Genomic DNA, 19987 nt, shown 5'->3' with positions numbered 1-19987 from the left:
CGAAAGCCGTAAACAGCCCGCGGCCCGGCTAGGCTCCGGCCGGCACCCGGGCTGAAGCCTTCCGGCCCAACTCCGCGGTGCGCTTCACCGACCACCACAGCAGGACCACCAGGAGCACGTTCCGGGTTGTCAGGATGGCGGCCATGACCGGGTGGGCGTGGATCAGCGGGGTGTAGAACAGCGGATAGATCACGAAGGTGGTCATGGCGATCCCCATCAGCAGGGCAGCGGGGACTTTCCAGCGCTCCCAGTCGTGGGTCAGGCCGGCAATGATCACCGGCGCCAGCCAGATGATGAACTGCGGCGAACCCACCTTGTTGAACACAATGAAGGCGGTGACCATCATGAGCGAGCCCTCGAGGAACAGCTCCTCCCGCTCGGCACCGCGCCGCATGGCACGCACCAGCAGGATGGCTGCCGTGATGGCCGCGAGGACCAGCAGTGGCTGCATCAGGAAAGCTGCCGTTGCGGCCCCTGGGCCGTAGACCTCTGTGGAGTTGATGGCCGTATTGTCCGCCATCCTTGATCCGGCGATGTGGAGGACGCTCAGCCAGACCCAGGGTGTGGAGAAGGTGGCCTCCAGCTGCATGCCGCGTTCGCCCTGGTTCAGCAGGAAGTCCATGATGTGCGGCAGGCCGCCGGTGAGCCAGGTGCCCAGGCCCACCAGTGCGGTGACGGCGGCGCCGGCGAGCACCACCTGGGTCCGCTTGTGGCTGGCGATGACGATGGGCACCAGGACGGCTGCGGGCCACACCTTGATCCAGGTGGCGATGCTGAGCAGGACGCCCGCCACCACGGGCCGTTCGGCCGCGTACAGCAGGGCGATCAGCACGATGGGCGCGGTGATGCCCTCCACCCGGGCGAAGCTCAGGTAGCCCATGAACAGCGTGAAGAACAGCCACCACCAGGCGGGGGCAATGCCCGTCACCTTCCGCGGGCCGCGGGTGAGGTAGACCAGGCCGACGGCGTTCAGTGCCGTGATGATCAGGAACCAGACCAGCAGGTAGAGGCTGGGCCCGGCGACGTTGGCCAGGAAGATGGGGATCTGCGCCAGCACCGGGTAAACCCAGGGGCTGATCTTGCCGGCCAGGTCCGACGGGTTGTAGCCGGCCGTGGCCCACTGCCGGTACTGCTCGGTGTCGCTGAAGGTATCGCCGTTCAGGAAAAAGGATGCCATCCAGCCCAGGAAGTAGACATGGACGACGGCGAAGCCCCACCAGACGCTGGACGGTCGGGCGAACCAATCCACCACTTTTGCCGGGAGCAGCCTGGTGCGGACGGTCACCAGGCGGTCAAAGAACCTCGTGGAAATCTTAGGTCTCCTTGAGCGCGGGGGCGGGAGCGGCGGTCTTCTTGCCCAGTGAGTAGAGGCGCCGGACGCTCCACAGGAACAGGACCACCAGCAGGACGTTGCGGATGGTCAGCACCAGCGCCATCCAGGGATTGTTGTGGCTCAGGGCATCGTAGAAGAGGGGGTAGATGAAGTAGGTTGCCACCGCAATGGCGATCAGCATTGCCGCCGGCACCCGCCATTCGCGCCAGCTGTGCGCCAGGCCCACGGCGACGGCGGGGCCAAGCCAGACCATGAACTGGGGCGATCCCACCTTGTTGAAGACCACGAAGGCGGCGGCCAGGGCGAGGGCACCGGCCAGCAGCAGTTCGGTGCGGTCCACGCCGCCGGCCACCTTGTGCTGCTTTCCGTTGTGAAGCGCCCAGAACGTCAGCCCGGCCACCAGAAGGGCAGCCAGGACCAGGAGGGGCTGCATCAGCACGGACATGGTGGCGGTGCCCGGGCCGTCCACCTGCATGGAGTTGATGTCCGTGTTCATGTACATGCGCGAGCCGCCCACGTTCAGGACGGAGAGCCAGAGCCAGGGCGTGGTGAAGGTGGCCTCGAGCTGCATGCCGCGGTCGCCCTGCTGCGTGAGGAAGTTCAGGAGCTTGGGGACGCTGCCCAGGGCGGCTGCCAGCGCAACCACGCCCGCCGTCGTCGCAATTCCTGCCAGCACCACCAGCAGGCGGTTCTTCACGACGGCGAAGAGGGCCAGCATGATGGCGGCGGGCCAGACCTTCACCCAGGTGCCGATGGCCAGCAGGACCGAGGCGACGAAGGGTCGCTTGACGCCGTAGGCGAGGGCCACGAGGACCAGCGGGGCGGTGAGGCCGTCCACGCGGGCGAAGCCCAGCCAGCCCATCAGGAAGGTGAACGCCAGCCACCACCAGCCGGCCGGGATGGCGCTGGTGTTGCGGCCGCGCTCTGTCAGTTTAAGCAGCGCCCAGCCGTTGAGGAGCGTGGTCATGAGGACCCAGATGAAGAAGAACGGTCCGGGTCCGGCCAGGCCTGCGATGCCCATGGGGATGAGCGCCAGGATGGGGTACACCCACGGACTGGGACCGCCGCTGAGGTTGGCGTCGTTGAATGCCGCCATGGCCCAGTCACGGTAGATGAAGGTGTCGCTGAATGCTTCGCCGCGAAGGGAGAGGGATGCAGCGAAGACCAGGAAGACAAGGTGCACCACAATGAAGCCGCCCAGGAGGCCGGGCCCGGTGTTCAACCGGTTCCGCGCCGGGGCGGGAAGGATGACGTTACGGATCCTGGTCAGATTGCCGAAGAAAGCGTCGGTGGAAATGGCGGATCCTTGTCAGGTTGTGGCACACGGTGTCGTGCTGGTGGCTGGTTTTGCCGCATGGCTGGTTCAGGGGCATCGGAGCCGTCCGGAAACAGCTTCCACTCCTGTCCAACTCTAATTCACGGCCCTTTGGCGCCCGTAATTGCTGGGCCCGGCCCGAGTCGTCACACTCTTGACCTGCGGCGACTTATTACTTGATTTTTCAAGTTGCTGGTGATCCATTACTCGGGCATCATGAACTGGGCGCGAAAGTGCCCACCGCCTATGCAGCCAGGGGGAGCGCTGGGCGTATGCCCACCCACCCCTCGAAAGACACAGGCCCCACTCATGAACTTCCCGCTGACCCTCACCGTGTCCGACCGCCAGAGCATGGACCGCGAGCTCGACGCCGCCGTCGCTGCCGCCAAAGCCCACGCACTGGACGGCAAAAGCCACGGCATTCTCGTTACCCGGCACGGTGTGGACAAGTTCACCGTGGCCCTCAGCGATGCGGTTCCCTTTGGCCTCACCCGGGAACAGCAGGCCTGGTAGGGCCCTCTCCGGCTTAGTTGCCGGAACTGTCCGCGTCTCCGGAAACCCGGTTGCTGTGCTGCTGCAGCCGGTCAATGTGGTTTGACGCCTCTGCCTTGCTCAGATCCGCGGGAAGTTCTTCCCCGGCCTCGCGTGCCAGCGTATCGAGGTAGCTGCGCTGCGCCGCTGTCATGGGTTCATCCCCGGTAACCCAGTCTTCCGGGTCCCTGTTGAGGCCTGCATTGGGCTCGGGTTCCGGGCTGCCAATCGTTTCCTGGTTGCTGTCGCTCATGGTTACGAGTCTAGGACGGGGCGCTGACATTCCGCGGGAGCTGACCTTCTTCAGAAGTGCACATCTTCATGGCAGCGGCTTTTGGGCAGGCACCCGCGCGGAAACTGCTGGCGCGGATGCCTGCCCGGCACTCTTACTGCCCCCGCTACTGCAGCGACTTCTCCGCGGGCGGCAGTTCCTCCTTGCTGCCCGTCTTGCGCCACAGCGGCTCCAGGGCGTCGAGTTCTTCCGGTGTGGCATTCCGGAACGGCGGTTCTGCCGGGACGGGCGGTTGCTGCGGGCCCGTGCGCCGGGTGGCGATGAGGCTTGCGCCAATGGAAATGGCCAGGATGGCAGTAATGACGGCGAGGGAGACCGGCGTGGGGATGTAGTAGACGTCGATCTTGAGCGCCATCTTGATGCCCACCCAGATCAGCACCAGCGCCAGGCCCGCCTTCAGGTACACGAAGCGGTGGATGAGGTCCGCCAGCAGGAAGTACATGGCCCGCAGGCCCAGGATGGCGAACGCGTTGGCGGTGAACACCAGGAAGACCTCGTCAGTGACGGCGAAGATGGCCGGGATGGAGTCGACCGCGAAGATGATGTCCGTGACTTCAACCAGCACCAGGACCGCCAGCAGGGGGGTGGCAAGCAGTACGCCGCCCTTCCGGATCAGGAAGCGCTGGCCATGGAAGGCGTCCGTCATGGGCACGTGCCGGCGGAACAGCTTCAACGCCCGCGACTTCCCGGGGTCGATGTGCTCATCACGCTGCCTGAGCATCCGGTAGCCGGTGAAGAGCAGGAACGCCGCGAACAGGTAGAGGACCCAGCCCGCGCTGGCAATGATGGCCGAGCCCGCCGCGATGAACAGGCCGCGGAACACCAGTGCACCCAGGACGCCGAAGAAGAGCACGCGGTGCTGGTACTCCCGGGGGACGGCGAAGAACGTGAAGATGATCGCCCAGACAAAGACGTTGTCCACGGCAAGTGACTTCTCGATGAGGTATCCGGCGAAGTATTGCTGGCCGAATTCCGCGCCGTATAGAAACCAGACCAGTCCGCCGAAGGCGACGCCGAACAGCACCCAGACCGCGGACCAGGCGGCGGCCTCGCGGACCCTGATGACGTGGGCGCGGCGGTGAGCCACGAGGTCGATGGCGAGCATGAGGAGGATGAATCCGATGACGGCGAACCACATCCAAAGGGGCACGTTCATGGGGTACCTGCTTCCAGTCAGTAACTACCAACTGGAGGTCTCTCCCGGCCAACGCCTGGCCCGTCCACCGGAAGGCGCAGGGGCCTCCGTACTGACGATGGACTGAAGTAGGGGATACTCCCCTCCGTATGAATAATGTACAGAATCATTGGAACGTTGGGTAGGTAAGGAAGAACCAAATCTGGACCGGAAGGCTGATTCGATGGATGCGAAGCTCAAAGTGGCTGTGCTCGGGACGGGGATCATGGGGGCGGCCATGGCACGGAACATCCTGCGGGCAGGCCATGAAGTTGCAGTGTGGAACCGGGACCCGGCCAAGACGGAACCGCTGGTTGGCGAAGGTGCCCGCCGTGCCGCCACCCCTGCCGAAGCTGTTGAGGCGGCAGACGTTGTCCTGACCATGCTCTATGACGCCGCGTCCGTGGAACAGGTGATTCGAAGTGCAGCGCCGGCTGTGCGGCCCGGCATGGTCTGGATCCAGTCCACCACGGTCGGGGTGCGGGACGTCCCCTCGTTGGCCGCCCTGGCTGCGGAGCTTGGCCTGGACCTGGTGGAGGCCCCTGTTTCCGGAACGCGGGCCCCTGCCGAGGCCGGCCAGCTCCTGGTCCTTGCCGCCGGTCCCGAGCCAGTGCGGCAACGCGTGGCCCCGGTCCTCGATGCTGTGGGCGCCCGGACCATCTGGACGGGCGATGACCCCTCCGCCGGTTCGGCCGCCCGACTCAAGCTGGTGGTCAACAGCTGGGTCATCGCAGCCTCCAACGCCGCAGGTGAAGTGGTTGCCCTTGCCCAGGCGCTGGGCGTTGATCCCCAGCAGTTCCTTGGCGTGCTCGACGGCGGTCCGCTGGACCTGCCTTACCTGCGTACCAAGATGGACCTGATCCTCAATGACGCGCTGGAGCCCGCCTCGTTTGCCGTGGACACCGCGCGGAAGGATGCCCACCTCATCGTCGACGCCGCTGTAGAGCAGGGCCTGAAGCTTGACGGCGCTGCTGCGTATGCCGCCCGGCTTGACCGGGTGGCCGGCCAGGGGCGCACCAAAGAGGACATGGCAGCCGCCTATTTCGCCAGCTACTAGAGGGCCCGTACAAGGCTGGCCACACTCCGGGATAGCGCTTGCCATTGACGTAATCCGCGCCACCTTCTATATTTGATGAATCGATTCAAGAGCTGCCGCCCCGGCCTGATAAAGCCATTACGAACAGGTCGTTTCCGGGCGCAGACACCACCAATGAACAGCGCGAACAGCGGTTCCGGTTCCTTGCCAATGAAGACGAAGGACATAAGTACATGAGCACCACCCCAACCCTCGTTCCCCTCAGCAGCCAAGGAGCTGGAACGGGTCCGCGGGACCCGAGGAAAGCGGCGATGAGCGGCTGGATCGGAAGCGCGCTGGAGTACTACGATTTCGCGCTGTACTCCCTGGCGGCAACCCTGATCTTCCCCACGATTTTCTTCCCGTCGGAGAACCCCACCGTCGGAATTATCGCCTCGCTGGCAACATACGCGGTGGGGTATATTTCCCGTCCGGTAGGCGCCGTGGTCCTTGGAGCGTACGGCGACCGGCATGGACGCAAGAAGGTTCTCGTCTTCGCGATGCTGCTCATGGGCTTTGCCACCTTCGCGGTGGGACTCCTGCCCACCTACGGGCAGGTGGGCCTCCTGGCGCCCGCCCTCCTGGTACTCCTCCGCCTGATCCAGGGCTTTGCCGTGGCCGGCGAGCTCGGCGGTGCCAGCGCCATGATCGTGGAGCACTCGCCCGACGCCAAGCGCGGATTCTTTGCCAGCTTCAGCCTCCAGGGCACCCAGGTAGGCTCGATCCTCGCCACCGCCGTCCTGCTCCCGCTCGCCGCCATCCTCCCGGCTGACCAGTTCGGCACCTGGGGCTGGCGTATCCCGTTCCTGCTCTCCGCCGTCGTGATCCTGGCCGGCTACTTCATCCGCCGCCGGGTACAGGAACCGCCCGCCTACGCAGCGCAGTCAGGCAAGCCGGAAAGCAAGCGATTCCCGCTCGTTGAACTCCTGCGCACCCGGCCGGGAGCCCTGGTCCGCTGCATCGCGATGACCTTCACCAATGTCATCGGCATGGCCACTCTCATTTTTGGCGTCTCCTACGCCACCCAGAAGGGCTATGGCAACGGCTTCTCCAGTAGCGAGTTCCTGTGGGTGACCCTCGTGGCCAACATCGCAGCCGTCGCCACGATTCCGCTGTTCGGCGCACTGTCCGACAGGATTGGCCGGCGGATGCTCATGGCGGCCGGCGGTGTGATCGGCGGTCTGCTGGTGACCGGATACCTGTGGGCCATCGAACAGGGGAGCCTGCCGCTGGTCTTCGTGTGCGTCGTGATCGTGCAGGGCATCTTCTTCCAGATGTGGAATGCCACCTTCGCCACGTTCTTCCAGGAGCAGTTCCCCATGCGGATCCGCGTGACCGGTTTCGCCGTCTCGCAGAACATCGGACTCATGATTGCGTCGTTCTTCCCCAGCATCTTTACCGCCATAGCGCCTCCGGGCTCCACCAACGTCCCGCTCACCATCGGACTGACCACGCTGGGCATCTGCCTGGTCTCCGCGGTGGCCACCCTGATGTCACCGGACACCAAGGGCAAGTCGCTCGATGACCTTGAGGTGCAGAAGCCGGCGAAGGCCGGGGCGTAGCCCAGGCGACGCGCACAACTGCGGGTGAAGGAGGGGGCAGCGCATGCTGCCCCCTCCTTCCTTATGTCCGCCTCCTCGCAATTGTATAGATGTATACAAGTATGATGGCGGGTGGAGGTCCATCATGCCCGAAACACCCGCCCGGAACACCGGTGCCCACTATGTCTACGCCGAACTGAAGCGGCGGATCCTGAGCTTGGAGCTGAAGCCGGGGGAACGCCTCTACGAGCCGGCCATGGCGTCGGCCCTGCAGGTGAGCCGCACCCCGCTCCGGGAGGCCATCAGGCGGCTCATCTCGGAGAGCCTGCTGGAACAGCAGCCCACCGGCGGAGTGCTGGTGCCGGCGCTGGACGAGGCCGCCATTTCCGAACTGTACGAGGTCCGCGCGGCCATGGAGTCCCTCATGGCCCGCAATGCCTGCCTGAAGGCGACGCCGGCCGACATCGAAGACCTCCAAGGCATTCTGGAACGCAACGCGGCCATGGTGAAGTTCGCCGATGACGCCATGCAGCAGGGCATGGCACTGCACGCAAGGATCGCCATGATCGCGGGGAACTCCTGGGCCCGCCGCTTCCACGGCCAGATCTCCAGCCAGATGGAACGCTACCGGCACTTCACCAACAGCACCCAGGAGCGCCGGGACCAGGCCCTGGCCCAGCACCGGATCCTGGTGGCGGCCCTGGCCGGGGGCGACCCGGACAAGGCAGCAAAGATCGCGTTCGACCACGTCATGGGCGCCCGCGACGCCGCGGTCCGGGCCATGTCCGGCAACAGTGCCGCCGGCTCATGATCGGTGAGCTGGGGCGGCGCTCGTCCATGGCCCTGCTGGTCCATTCGGCGCTGATCCAGGCCGTCACCTTCCTGGTCCGGCCAGCAGCCACCTACCGCGCGCTGGAGCTGGAGGTTCCGGACTTCGCCCTCGGCCTGCTGGCGGCCAGCTACGCGGTCTTTCCCCTGCTGCTCGCCGTCCCCACGGGCAGCCTGGTGGACCGCCTGGGTGAGCGGCGGCTGATGGCCATCGGGTCCGCCGTCGTCCTCTCCTGCTCTGCCTTCCTGCTGCTGTGGGGCACATCGATCGTGGCCCTGGTGGCCGGGACCGCGCTGCTGGGTGCCGGGCAGCTGGCCTGCGTGGTGGGGCAGCAGGCGGTGGTGGCCAACAATGCTGCCTCATCGCGGATGGACTCCGCATTCGGATACCTGACGTTCGCCGCATCCCTGGGCCAGGCCCTCGGGCCACTGGCAATTTCCCTGGTAGGGGGCGCCTCGGTCCGGCCCGACACCCAGGCGATCTTCCTGCTCTCGGTGCTCATGGGCCTGGTGCTCTTCGTGACAACCTTCGTCCTCCCGGCGCACGTCAGCGTCCGGAGGAAAAAGGGGGTGTCCGCGGGCAGCAAGGGCGGCGCCGTCTCGCTGCTGAAGGCTCCCGGCGTGGCTCGCGCGCTGGCCACCAGCGCCACCGTCCTTGCCGTGGTGGACCTGACCATGGTGTACCTGCCCGCGCTGGGCGCCGACCGGGGACTCACGGCGGCAACGGTGGGTGCCATGCTGACTGTGCGGGCCGTGTTCTCCATGGTTTCCCGGCTGCTGCTGGGCCGGGTGTCCCGGAGGATCGGCCGGATGCGGCTGCTGGTGGTGAGCCTGGCCCTGTCCACGTTGGCGTTGGCCGTTGTGGCCATCCCGATGCCCGTGTGGCTGCTGTTTGCCGTCATGGCGGTGCTCGGGCTGGGGCTCGGCATTGGCCAGCCCCTGACCATGTCCTGGCTCTCGGCGCAGGCCCCGGCGGGGCAGCGAGGCAGAGCCTTGGCTTTGAGGCTCGCCGGGAACCGGGTGGGGCAGGTGGTCCTGCCGAGTGCCATTGGCAGCGTGGCGGCAGGGCTGGGCTCGGGCGGGGTGTTCCTGGCCTCGGCGGTGGTGGTGGGCGGGACGCTCCTGCTGCTCCGGGGCGTGCAGTTGGACTAGTTGCTCCCAGGCCCGCGTCACGCCGGGCATGCTTTCGGGGAACGGACGACGGCGGGACCCCGGGTTTCCGGGGTTTCCCCGCCAATGGTGGGCCGAAAGCGTGCCGTGCGTGACGCCGTCGGACGCCTTACCAAGGAGCAGGGGCGGCTAGGGAAGCCGGGAAGGCCGCAGCAGGCTCGGCTCGCCGGCCCGGGCCGGCTCCAGCGGCACCGGACTGACCAGCACGGCCGGGCCACGGTGCAGCAATCCGTTGGAGAGGGCACGGCAGCGGATGCCGCCCCGCCCGCGCATGGCCGGGTGTGCTCCGGGGGCCAGCATCTCATTCATCCACGCACAGGGCTGGGCGTGCCGGCCGCCGTGAAGGGAAACCGAGGAGGCGCCGGATTCCAGCACGAAGTCCTGCCCCAGCAGCGGTGCCAGGTGGGCGCCGCGGAGCACCACGTTCCGCCGGGTCAGCAGGGGGTCGAACGGCCCGGCGTCCAGTTCCGCGGCGATGGCTTCCAGGGACTCGACGGCGAACAGGGTCACCGCAGCGTCCATGTGGGCGGCCTTGCCGAAGAACCGGTCGCCCGCGATGCCCTTGCCGGCCACCACCTCGGCCGTGTCCGCGTCAGTGGTGGGAACGTCGGCGGCGCCCTCCCGGGCGCGGCCGAAATAGGCGTGCGCGGGGGACACCAGCAGGTGCAGGATCTCGACGTCGTAACGGTAGGTCCCCAGCCGCTCCCTAACCTCGCAAGCTCGGCCAGGGAACCCTGCGGCCGTGGGCCCAGGCTCGTCCATCGTAAGCACGGATTCAGGCCCCGACGTACGCCGCCAGGTGCTGCCCGGTGAGCGTCGCCCGGCCGGCCACCAGCTCAGCCGGCGTGCCCTCGAAAACGATGCTGCCGCCGTCGTGCCCTGCTCCGGGTCCGATGTCGATGATCCAGTCCGCGTGCGCCATCACCGCCTGGTGGTGCTCGATCACGATCACGGACTTGCCGGAATCCACCAGCCGGTCCAGCAGTCCCAGGAGTTGTTGGACGTCGGCCAGGTGCAGGCCCACGGTTGGCTCATCCAGGATGTAGACGTCGCCGCTCTCCGCCATCTGCGTGGCGAGCTTGAGCCGCTGGCGCTCGCCGCCGGACAGGGTGGTCAGCGGCTGGCCGAGCGTGATGTAGCCCAGGCCGACGTCGGCAAGGCGTTCCAGGACCTTGTGGGCGGCCGGGGTCCTGGCCTCGCCCTCGGCAAAATACGCCAGCGCAGCGTCCACAGACATGGCCAGCACGTCGGCAATGTTCTGCCCGCCCAGGGTGTAATCCAGGACGGCGGGCTGGAAGCGGCGGCCCTCGCAGTCCTCGCAGGTGGATTCAACCGTGGCCATCACACCGAGTTCGGTGAAGATCACGCCCGCGCCGTTGCAGGTGGGGCAGGCGCCCTCGGAGTTGGAGCTGAAGAGTGCCGGCTTCACCCCGTTGGCCTTGGCGAAGGCCTTGCGGATGGGCTCCAGCAGGCCCGTGTAGGTGGCCGGGTTGCTGCGCCGGGACCCCTTGATGGCGCCCTGGTCGATCACCACCACGCCCTCGCGCCTGGCCAGCGAGCCGTGGATCAGCGAGCTTTTGCCGGACCCGGCCACGCCCGTCACCACGCACAGCATGCCCAGCGGCACATCGACGTCCACGTTGCGGAGGTTGTTCGTCGAGGCGCCGCGGACCTCCAGTGCACCCCTCCGCTGCCGGAATGAATCCTTCAGCCGGGCGCGGTCGTCCAAGTGCCGCCCGGTGATGGTGCCGCTGGAACGCAGCCCGTCGACGTCGCCCTCGTAGACGATCTCGCCGCCGCCGGTGCCGGCCTTGGGGCCGAGGTCGACGACGTGATCGGCGATGGCGATCATCTCCGGCTTGTGCTCCACCACCAGGACGGTGTTGCCTTTGTCCCGCAGCTGCAGCAGGAGGGTGTTCATCCGTTCGATGTCGTGCGGGTGGAGTCCGATGCTGGGCTCATCGAAGACGTAGGTGACATCGGTCAGGGAGGAACCCAGGTGGCGGATCATCTTGGTCCGCTGCGCCTCGCCGCCGGAGAGGGTGCCGGCCGGGCGGTCCAGCGAGAGGTAGCCCAGGCCGATCTCGGTGAAGGAATCGAGGAGGTCCTTGAGGCCCACGAGCAGCGGGCGGACGGAGGGTTCGTCCAGGCCGCGGATCCATTGGGCCAGGTCGCTGATCTGCATGGTGCAGAGGTCCGCGATGTTCTTGCCGTTGATCCGCGCGTTGAGCACCTCGGGCGTGAGCCGGGTTCCGCCGCAGTCCGGGCAGGTGGCGAAGGTGACCGCCCGTTCCACGAACCGCTTCACGTGCGGCTGCATGGCCTCCACATCCTTGGAGAGCATGGACTTCTGGATTTTGGGGATGATGCCCTCGAACGTGAGGTTGACGCCCTCCACCTTGATCTTGGTGGGTTCGGCGTACAGCATCGTGTCCAGCTGCTTCTTGGTGAATGTGGCGATGGGCTTGTCCATGGGCAGGCCCATGCCTTCGAACAGGCGCCCGTACCAGCCGTCCATCGAGTAGCCGGGGACGGTCAGGGCGCCCTCGTTCAGGGACTTCGAGTCGTCATAGAGGGCGGTCCGGTCAATGTCGCTGATGTTGCCCATGCCCTCGCAGCGGGGGCACATGCCGCCGAGGTAGGTGACCTGGCGGACCACGTTCTTTTCCACCCGGCCGCCCTTTTCGGTGCTCATGATGCCGCTGGCCTTGCGGGTGGGCACGTTGAAGGAGAAGGCGGTGGGCGGACCCACGTAGGGTTTGCCCAGGCGGCTGAACAGGATCCGCAGCATGGCGTTGGCGTCGGTTGCGGTGCCCACGGTGGAGCGCGGGTTGGCGCCCATCCGTTCCTGGTCAACGATGATCGCGGTGGTCAGCCCTTCCAGCCGGTCCACATCGGGGCGGGCCAGGTTGGGCATGAAGCCCTGCACGAACGCACTGTAGGTCTCGTTAATCATCCGCTGCGACTCGGCGGCGATGGTGGCGAACACCAGGGAGCTCTTGCCCGAGCCGGACACGCCCGTGAACGCGGTGAGCCGGCGCTTGGGCAGTTCAAGGCTGATGTCCTTGAGGTTGTTTTCCCGCGCGCCCTGGACGCGGATGAGGTCGTGGGTGTCGGCGATGTGGGTTCCGGTGTTCTCTGTGTCCGCGTCCGTGGTGATGTCCGTGCTCAAGGTGTCCCCCTCTTCCTGGAGCGGCGCCCAGGGTAGGCTGCGCTGGCAGCCTCCCGTCGGCGTCGTCCGTTATATACGTGGCTGGTTATATGCCTACTGCTGCTGGTTGATCCGGACGGTGTTTCCGGCCGGATCGCGGAAGGCGCAGTCGCGGATTCCATACGGCTGGTCGATGGGTTCCTGGACCACGTCAGCCCCGCTCGCCTCCACTTTGGCGAACGCAGCATCCACGTCGGGAGAGGAAAGCACGATGGTGGCGTACGTGCCCTTGGCCATCATCTCGGCGATGGTGCGGCGTTCATCGTCAGTGATTCCGGGATCCACGGCCGGCGGACAAAGGACGATGGAGACGTCCTTTTGGCCGGCGGGGCCAACGGTGATCCAGCGCATGGTGCCGCGGCCCACGTCATTGCGGATTTCGAAGCCCAGGGCGTCGCGGTAGAAGGCCAGCGAAGCGTCGGGGTCGGTAGCGGGAAGGAAGGTTGAGGAAATGTTGATGTCCATGGCAGTCATGCTAGTAACGGCTCGGGGGCCGGCGCTTCTCGATTCCTGACCGGTCTGGTGACCTGCTTGGCCACGCAGGCGGGGATCCCCGCCGTCGCGCTTTGTGCTTCCTGTTTGTAGACGCTGGGCGGCATGCCCACCAGCTCACTGAAGCGGGTGCTGAAGGTCCCCAAGGAGGAACAGCCGACCGCGAAGCACACGTCAGTGACGCTGAGGTCACCGATGCGCAGCAGCGCCATGGCCCGTTCGATGCGGCGGGTCATGAGGTAGCTGTAGGGGGACTCACCGTAGGCCAGCTTGAAGCGCCGGCTGAAATGGCCCGCGGACATGTGGACATCCCGGGCGAGGGATTCGACGTCGAGGGGCTGCGCATATTCCCGGTCCATCCGGTCCTTGACGCGCCTCAGCTGGGTGAGTTCGCGGAGGTAGGGATCGGCAGCGGGGGTGATGGTCACAGTTCTGATCGTGCTACGCGGCAGGAGTCTTGTCCACCCTTCCGGCAGCGGGGAATAGCGCGTCAAATGAGCGCTTCGGTGCGGGGTATGATTATGCCGCCGCCAGCGAATGAGGTCCTCGCCCTAACAGGGCTCGAGGCAACGCAGAGCTGGATGGTGCCGGTCCTTCCAGGACGGCATCCGGCGCAAACCAAACCCTGATTCACTATCTTCAGCCCTGCCCGGATACTGCGCAGGGACCACTTTGGAAGGACGCCATGGAACTGCTGTGGGAAATTGCCGGCTGGGCAGGCGCGGCGGCGATACTGAGTGCATACCTCGCCGTTTCCATGGGCTGGCTGAAAGCCGGCAAGGGTTTCCAGACGGCGAACCTGTTCGGCTCCGTGGCCTTCATCATCAACGGCACTTTGCACGGGGCGTGGCCCTCAGTGGTCACCAACGTGGCGTGGTTCCTGATCTCCGCAGTGGCGCTGGTCCGCATGCGCTCCGAAAGCCCCGTTGCTCCCGTTGAGCCGGCGCAGGTTCAGTACCCCGGGGTCCCTGACACCACTGGCCAAATGGCTGTTGTGGAGGCCCTGACCGGTTCCACACCGGTTGTAGCTTCCAGGCCTGCTGTTGCTTCCGCGCCTGTTGTGGCGGACCGGCCGCGCCTCGCGTTGTAGGGTTCGACGGCGGTCCATTCCTGGGTGCGGCCGCTACAGCAGGCGGTGGTCCTGGTCCTTCGGGTCACCGCCCTGCGCGATGGCCCGTTCCACGATTTCCTGGGCGATGGCGTACACCTTGCGGTTCGTATCCTGGCTCGACTGACTGATGAGCTCAAAGGCCTGCTCCGCGGTGACCCCGGTGCGCCCCATCAGGATGCCCTTTGCCTGTTCGATGACTGCCCGGTTGCGGGCGGACGCCAAGACTGCCTCGGTGGCGAGTTGGTGGCGGTCCGTATGGATTGACTGCGTCAGGTCCACCACCACACCCCAGACGCCAACTGCAGTGTCCCCTTCCATGATGTAGTCCGCAGAATACAGCAGTTTGTGCTGGCGGTCCTTGCGGTCCCGGATGGACACATAGATGGACGATGGCCCGCCTGCCGAGGAGACGCGTTCCCAATAGGCCTGGACCCTGGGCCGGTCTTCCGGCTCGATGTGGGCCATGGCCATGTCCATGGAGGGGACAACCTCGCCGCGCTCATACCCGTACATCCGGTACAGGCTGTCAGACCAGCGGAAGATGCCGTCTGAGAAGTAGTACTCGACGAGTCCGGTGGGACAGTCGAGGAAGTCCTCGTGCGGGATATGGCCTGGCACAAGTCCTGGAAGCTGGCTGCTGGGAATCACTGAAGGGGCCGTTCGACGTGTCTGTGTCCTGGCCGCCCCCTGGACCGGATTCAAAGGACCAGAATACCGCAGGGTCCGTACTTTGCAGGGGCCGCCTGGTCCCTTCGGCCGGGCTGGTGCCGGACGCCACAGATCCCGCACCCTTGGGTGCGGGATCCTTCCGGCGAAGGCGCGGTGGTGCGGTTGTTTAGCCGGCGTCCTCCACGAGCACCAGGTCGCGGCCATTCGTTTCCGGGGTGAAGAAGGTGGTGATGAACGAGATTGCTGCCAGGGCCAGCGAGTAGATTGCCGGGACCAGCCAGGAGTGGTTGGTTGCGGCCAGGAGGGCAACGCCGATCATGGGTGCGAATCCTCCGGCGAGTACGGCGGACAGTTCGCGGCTGAGGGCCACTCCGGTGAAGCGGTGCTGGGAGCCAAAGAGCTCCGGCAGCAGGGCGCACTGCGGGCCAAGCATGGCCTGGACGCCAAGGGCGATGCCCAACACCATGACGATCCACACCAGGGTGACGTTGCCCAGCGTGACCAGGTAGAAGGCCGGCAAGGCGATAACGGCCTGGAAGAGTGCGCCGTAGCGGTAGACGGGAACCCTGCCGAAACGGTCGGACAGGGCGCCGAAGGTAACAACCATGACCGCCGCGAAGCCTGCGGCAATCAACAGGCCCGTGGGGCCGATGAACTTGTCGCCGGCGAAGACACCTGCCGGCATGCTGATGAAGGACACCAGGAGCGCGGAGTAGATGGAGGAGTTGCCGTTTTCCCCCATCCGCAGGCCAATGCCTATCAGCACGTTCTTCTTGGAGTGCTTCCAGATCTGGCCCACGGGATTCTTGACCACGGCCTTGTGCTTCTCGAGTTCCTGGAACACCGGGGTCTCTTTGAGCCGGAGCCTGATGAAGACGGCAATCGCGATCAGGACGACGCTTGCCAGGAACGGTACGCGCCAGAGCCAGGCCTGCAGGACTGCCTTGTCCGCCAGCGCCATCAGGGCAAAGGTCCCGGCACCCAGCAGGGTGCCCAGCTGGATACCAACAAACGGCAGGGAGGCGAAGAAACCACGACGGCGGCGCGGAGCCACCTCCGAGATGAGGGTCGTGGCGCCTGCCTGTTCGGCGCCGGCGCCCAGGCCCTGCAGGATGCGCAGGCTCACCAGGAGCACAGCCCCCAGCATTCCCGCCTGTTCGAAGGTGGGCAGGAGGCCGATGGCGCAGCTGGACAGGCCCATGAGGCCGATGGTCAGGATCAGCACCATCTTCCGGCCGAAGCGGTCGCCGATGTAGCCGAACACCACGCCGCAGAAGGGCCGGGCGGCGAAGCCGACGCCGTAGGTGGCGAAGGAGGCGATGACTGCCCCGCTCTCACCGAGCGGTGCGAAGAAGAGCGGGCCGAAGATCAGGGCCGAGGCAAGGCCGTAGATGTAAAAGTCGTAGTACTCCAGGGCGGAGCCCACGGAACTGGCAAGAGTTGCCCTTCGCAGCTGGTCCGGATCGACGACGGCGCCGTCCGCGGTGGCCTGCGGTGATTTAGTACGAGTTGTCACAAAAACTCCCTCTAACGCACTCCAGGCCCCCGTTGGCCTGGTGGGATAGCGACAACACCCATCGTGTCGATCACTATGCTGAACACAATACAGCATCTTGAACAACCGGCAATAGTCTTTTTGGTTTCTTACGACCGGGCATGCCCGCTCCTCCAGGTACCTAGCCCATCGGGTTGCCCAGCGAGTGCGCCAGTTCCTGCAGTTCCTTGACTATCTGGGAACCCTGTTCCGGTGTGTAGGTGGCCTTGAGCGCCGTTACGGAAAGGCCCAGGCTGGGACCGTGCGCGCCCCGCGTGGGGACGGCAACGGCCAGGCAGACCACGCCGGTGGTGGATTCTTCATCCTCGAAGGCAAAGCCCTGCTCGCGGATTTCCCGCAACTGGGCCTTCAGCTCCCCGCCCGTCCGCAGGGACTTGGGCGTGAGGACTGGCAGCTCTGCGTCATCGGGGAACATCTCCTCAATGTCGTGCACGTTGAGTCGGGCGATCAGCGCCTTGCCCACTGCGCAGAGGGATACGGGCATCTTGTCCCCGATGTTGGAGGTGAGCCGGACCGCGGGGTGGCCCTCGTAGCGGGCCAGGTAAATGACGTTGGTTCCGTCCAGCATGGCGATCCGGACCGTCTCGCGGGAAAGGACGGAGGCTTGTTCGCAGTAACGGTAGAACTCCTGGACTTCGTCCATGCGGCCCAGGTAGGCGGCACCCAGTTCCACCAGCTTGCGGCCAAGCGTGAACTCCGCGCCCTGCCTGTTGACCAGGCGCGCCTCCTCCAGGGCCAGCAGGAGGTTGGAGGTGGATGACTTGGGAATTCCCACTTCGCGCGACAGGTCGCTCAGTGTCAGCCGGCCGGTTGCCGAGGCGGCCAGAGCATCCAGGACGGCTGCGGCGCGCGTGACTGCGGGCGCCGGAGAGGAGGTTCCCGACTTATCGGATGAAACGGGAATGGGGGAATCGGCCATGATTCTCCTTAGGTTGCCGGGCGAGGCTTCGCTGGTGTTCAGTCAACTGAACGTTATCCATCTTAAGGCGTCGCGACGCCCCCGGATGCTGGCCGGCTCAGGCCACGGCGTTGCTCAGGGTTCCGATTCCCTCCACCACAACGTCCACCCGGTCACCGGGCGTCACGGGTACCGCGGTTCCGGGCGCGCCGGTCATCACCACGTCCCCCGGCTCAAGGGTGAGCCAGGACGTGACGTAGACGAGGCATTCGGCCACGCTGGATGGCAGGTTGAAGGTGCCGGAGTTGGCCCTGGCTGTTCCGTTCACGTACACGTCGATGCCCGTACGCTCAGGGTCCGGGAGTTCGGTTTCGATCCACGGTCCCAGTGGGGTGTAGTTGACGCCGGCCTTGCCTTGGAAGTTCCTTTCATCCACGGCGTTTTGGTCAACGTTGGTGACGTCGTTGACGCAGGTATAGCCCAGGACGTGGTCCAGGGCATTCGCTGCAGTCAGGTTGGTGGCTGTCCTGCCAATCACGACGGCGAGCTCCCCTTCGACGTTGACGGTGCCGCGGTTGCGGGCGGCCGTTACCGTGTCCCCGGGGTTGGCGATGGTGTGAACGGACTTGTGCCAGGCCTGGATTGGCAGCTGATGGTCATTCAGGGTCCGGTTGTGGCCGATGCCGAGGACGACGGCGGGAGTCACCGGGGCGAGGAAGTTGGCCTCACTGTGTGCCGTGGTGCCGCCCGTGTAGCGGAGTGCGCTTTCAAACGGGTCCATGATGTGGTCCCACGTCCCGTCGCGTTCCACTGCATGCTGCGGACCTGCTGCTGTTTGGATCCTGGCAATGCGCATTGGTTCTCCCTGCCGCGGCCTAGTAGAAGTGCACCGTGTCCACGAGGTGGGGGAGATCCCCGCCGTCGAGGAAGATGCGCAGGTTGCGGCAGAAGCGTTCGGTGATGAGGCGGTTCTCGGCTGCGCTGAGCGCCGAGGTATGGGGTGAAACCATGACCCGGGGATGGTTCCACAGCGGGCTGTCCTGCGGCAGCGGCTCCACGGCGAAGACATCCAGGCACGCATAGCCCACCTGGCCGTTGTCCAGTGCCTCCAGCAGGGCGTCCTCGTCCACCACAGTGCCGCGGCCAACATTGACGAACGTTGTGCCGGGTTTCATGGCGGCGAACAGTTCGCGGTTGAACAGCCTCTCCGTGTACTCCGTGCCCGGAAGGGTGTTGACGACGGCGTCTGCCGTGGCCAGGAGGGCGGGGAGGCCGGCGTTGTCCACAACCTGGTCAATTCCCTCGATGGGTTCCACGGTGCGTTTGCTGCCGCTGACCTTCATGCCCAGGGCGCGGGCGATCCTGGCTGTTTCCAGGCCGATTTCGCCCAGCCCGCTGATTGCCAGGTTGGACCCGTTGACCAGCCGGGTGGGGACCCGGAGGGTGGGCCAGACTTTCGCCGCCTGGTCCTGGGCAAGTTCGGATGTCCGTTTAAAGCCGTTGAGGATCCCCAGCGCGGCGAATTCGGCCAAGGGCAGGGCGTGCACTCCGGCGGAGGTGGTGATCTTGAATTTCTGCAGGACGTCCTGGCTGAGGCCGGACGTCTTGACCGCTCCGCCTGCTCCCGCCGCCATGGCATGGACCCATTGGAGTCCGGGGTTGTCGCGGGCGATGCGGGCAAGCCCGGCAGGGCTTTCGTTGGGAAATCCGTAGAGCACCTCGGCGCTGTTGAGCATGGCCCAGTAGCGTTCCTCCTGCTCCTCGGTGCGCTTAAAGGCGGGATCACCGGCATGGTCTGCCGGGTAGCGTTCCGGCGGCAGGACGTCGGGCTCGTAAAGGACGGTGACCGATGGATCAACGGCGCGGATCTGGTCCACAAGCTCGGCCTCGAGTGGGACGGCGATGGCCACGGTCTTACGGGAAGTCATGCGTTCATCATAATGGATTGCGTACCGTATGCTGAACATTCTTTTGAAGTTGTTGTTCCCTGTCTCTGGTAGAGCACACGGTATTTGACCTCCGGAATAAGCGGCTCTCGGCACGACCGTCCAGGGGGTAGGTGTCAGGTTGGGGTCTTTGAACGTCGGATTAGGGCGTCAGGAAAATCGGTTTCGGACTCCAATTTCACGTAGTCCATACCAATACCTGACGTCAGGTTGGGGTGTACTTCAAATCAGCCCTGGTAACTACTTGAAGGGTCCTGAGAGCCCGAGTCGACCGCCCGAAACTTGAGCGGGGTGATGTTTGTGTCGATTGTTCGATCTCTGCGGACGTTATTCAAGCGGTAAACAGCGTTCTAAGGATGCGTCAGATATCTCGCCTTGTGGCCCCACCCGCCGATATGTACCTGCAGGCGGGAAAGCTTCCTCATCATGGCGTAGCTTATCGCGACACGGGCACCGGCCGTGATGAACTGGTCGGTGCCCGCTATGCCTATCTCTGTTCGGCCGACCAGTACTGGAAGAGCGATTCGGGGTCCGCAGCGACGAGTTCAAGCAGCCCACAATGCCGGCAGGTCCACACCGAAAGCGACACCCTCCGCACCCTCCCAAATCCTCGCGTCGACCCCATAGTCGCGACAGATACCTCACCCTTTCCCATTCCGGTTTCGGGGTACAGATGCAGGGGGCCAAACATCGATTCTGTGCTACAGGCCCGACAGAGCCGGGGAGGACTTTGTTTCGCTTCGCTCATGCGCCGATACCAAGGCAGTCCGGGCCTCGTCCGGCGGCAACGACTTGTCGAAAATCCGCCCGCCGCGCCGTCTGGAGGGGCACGTGATGTTCGGACTT

19 protein-coding genes are annotated in these 19987 nt (G+C 65.5%); 6 read left to right on the top strand and 13 right to left on the bottom strand.

Annotated elements, in window-relative coordinates:
• Positions 1 to 28: 28 nt before the first annotated feature.
• Positions 29 to 1285 carry a glycosyltransferase 87 family protein gene (locus tag ASG86_RS18860; RefSeq protein WP_056338070.1) on the bottom strand — a complete coding sequence of 419 codons (1257 nt, stop codon included), beginning with the start codon at positions 1283 to 1285 and terminating at the stop codon, positions 29 to 31.
• 28 nt (positions 1286 to 1313) lie between these two features.
• The gene (locus ASG86_RS18855; RefSeq protein WP_442854311.1) at positions 1314 to 2582 is read right to left on the bottom strand and encodes a glycosyltransferase family 87 protein; all 1269 of its coding nucleotides are present in this window, start codon (positions 2580 to 2582) and stop codon (positions 1314 to 1316) included.
• 375 nt (positions 2583 to 2957) lie between these two features.
• Between ASG86_RS18855 and ASG86_RS18850 the strand changes: the two genes are divergently transcribed.
• Positions 2958 to 3161: a hypothetical protein gene (locus ASG86_RS18850; protein WP_056338064.1), complete on the top strand. Its 204-nt coding sequence runs from the start codon at positions 2958 to 2960 to the stop codon at positions 3159 to 3161.
• Between the two features lie 13 nt (positions 3162 to 3174).
• Here ASG86_RS18850 and ASG86_RS18845 read toward each other — a convergent pair whose 3' ends face one another.
• Both ASG86_RS18845 and ASG86_RS18840 read right to left on the bottom strand, forming a co-directional pair.
• Positions 3175 to 3432, bottom strand: a complete 258-nt coding sequence (locus tag ASG86_RS18845) for a DUF3072 domain-containing protein (RefSeq protein WP_056338062.1) — start codon at positions 3430 to 3432, stop codon at positions 3175 to 3177.
• A 145-nt stretch (positions 3433 to 3577) separates the two neighbouring features.
• Positions 3578 to 4627, bottom strand: coding sequence for a TerC family protein (locus ASG86_RS18840; RefSeq protein WP_056338059.1), 1050 nt, complete (start codon positions 4625 to 4627; stop codon positions 3578 to 3580).
• 202 nt (positions 4628 to 4829) lie between these two features.
• Here ASG86_RS18840 and ASG86_RS18835 point away from each other — a divergent pair, with 202 nt between their 5' ends.
• The 4 genes from ASG86_RS18835 (at position 4830) to ASG86_RS18820 (ending at position 9241) form a co-directional block, all read left to right on the top strand.
• A complete protein-coding gene (locus tag ASG86_RS18835) occupies positions 4830 to 5702 on the top strand; it encodes an NAD(P)-dependent oxidoreductase (protein WP_056338056.1) in 873 nt (290 codons plus the stop codon).
• A 212-nt stretch (positions 5703 to 5914) separates the two neighbouring features.
• Complete coding sequence (locus ASG86_RS18830) at positions 5915 to 7282, top strand: MFS transporter (protein WP_056338054.1); 1368 nt, start codon at positions 5915 to 5917, stop codon at positions 7280 to 7282.
• 124 nt (positions 7283 to 7406) lie between these two features.
• Positions 7407 to 8072 (top strand): GntR family transcriptional regulator, encoded by a 666-nt coding sequence (locus ASG86_RS18825; RefSeq protein ID WP_056338051.1) that lies wholly within the window; start codon positions 7407 to 7409, stop codon positions 8070 to 8072.
• Complete coding sequence (locus ASG86_RS18820; RefSeq protein ID WP_056338047.1) at positions 8069 to 9241, top strand: MFS transporter; 1173 nt, start codon at positions 8069 to 8071, stop codon at positions 9239 to 9241. Before ASG86_RS18825 ends, ASG86_RS18820 begins: the two co-directional genes overlap by 4 nt.
• Before the next feature lie 147 nt (positions 9242 to 9388).
• On the opposite strand, the gene ASG86_RS18815 is transcribed toward ASG86_RS18820, so the two are convergent.
• The 4 genes from ASG86_RS18815 to ASG86_RS18800 all read right to left on the bottom strand — a co-directional run bounded on the left by ASG86_RS18815 (position 9389) and on the right by ASG86_RS18800 (position 13390).
• Positions 9389 to 10021, bottom strand: coding sequence for an MOSC domain-containing protein (locus tag ASG86_RS18815; protein ID WP_235565234.1), 633 nt, complete (start codon positions 10019 to 10021; stop codon positions 9389 to 9391).
• Between the two features lie 13 nt (positions 10022 to 10034).
• The gene (locus ASG86_RS18810; protein ID WP_235565233.1) at positions 10035 to 12431 is read right to left on the bottom strand and encodes an ATP-binding cassette domain-containing protein; all 2397 of its coding nucleotides are present in this window, start codon (positions 12429 to 12431) and stop codon (positions 10035 to 10037) included.
• 93 nt (positions 12432 to 12524) lie between these two features.
• A complete protein-coding gene (locus ASG86_RS18805; protein ID WP_056338044.1) occupies positions 12525 to 12944 on the bottom strand; it encodes a VOC family protein in 420 nt (139 codons plus the stop codon).
• Entirely contained in the window at positions 12941 to 13390 is a 450-nt protein-coding gene (locus tag ASG86_RS18800; protein ID WP_056338039.1) for a helix-turn-helix transcriptional regulator, read from the bottom strand. The genes ASG86_RS18805 and ASG86_RS18800 overlap by 4 nt, the downstream gene beginning before the upstream one ends.
• A gap of 257 nt (positions 13391 to 13647) precedes the next feature.
• Between ASG86_RS18800 and ASG86_RS18795 the strand changes: the two genes are divergently transcribed.
• Positions 13648 to 14052, top strand: coding sequence for a CBU_0592 family membrane protein (locus ASG86_RS18795; RefSeq protein ID WP_056338037.1), 405 nt, complete (start codon positions 13648 to 13650; stop codon positions 14050 to 14052).
• A gap of 33 nt (positions 14053 to 14085) precedes the next feature.
• On the opposite strand, the gene ASG86_RS18790 is transcribed toward ASG86_RS18795, so the two are convergent.
• From ASG86_RS18790 to ASG86_RS18770, 5 genes are all read right to left on the bottom strand, one after another.
• Positions 14086 to 14691 carry a PAS and ANTAR domain-containing protein gene (locus ASG86_RS18790; RefSeq protein WP_235565232.1) on the bottom strand — a complete coding sequence of 202 codons (606 nt, stop codon included), beginning with the start codon at positions 14689 to 14691 and terminating at the stop codon, positions 14086 to 14088.
• Positions 14692 to 14908: 217 nt separating this feature from the next.
• Positions 14909 to 16354, bottom strand: a complete 1446-nt coding sequence (locus ASG86_RS18785) for an MFS transporter (protein WP_442854310.1) — start codon at positions 16352 to 16354, stop codon at positions 14909 to 14911.
• Between the two features lie 64 nt (positions 16355 to 16418).
• Positions 16419 to 17216 (bottom strand): IclR family transcriptional regulator, encoded by a 798-nt coding sequence (locus ASG86_RS18780; RefSeq protein ID WP_056338027.1) that lies wholly within the window; start codon positions 17214 to 17216, stop codon positions 16419 to 16421.
• Positions 17217 to 17313: 97 nt separating this feature from the next.
• Positions 17314 to 18051, bottom strand: coding sequence for a fumarylacetoacetate hydrolase family protein (locus tag ASG86_RS18775; protein WP_056338024.1), 738 nt, complete (start codon positions 18049 to 18051; stop codon positions 17314 to 17316).
• A gap of 19 nt (positions 18052 to 18070) precedes the next feature.
• On the bottom strand, positions 18071 to 19123 hold the full coding sequence (locus ASG86_RS18770) for a D-2-hydroxyacid dehydrogenase (RefSeq protein WP_056338205.1): 1053 nt from the start codon (positions 19121 to 19123) through the stop codon (positions 18071 to 18073).
• Positions 19124 to 19987 lie beyond the last annotated feature (864 nt).

Source organism: Arthrobacter sp. Soil764 (genome assembly GCF_001428075.1).
GTDB lineage: Bacteria > Actinomycetota > Actinomycetes > Actinomycetales > Micrococcaceae > Arthrobacter.
Note: the sequence above shows the minus strand (reverse complement) of the source record. Positions and strands in the feature narration are given on the sequence as shown.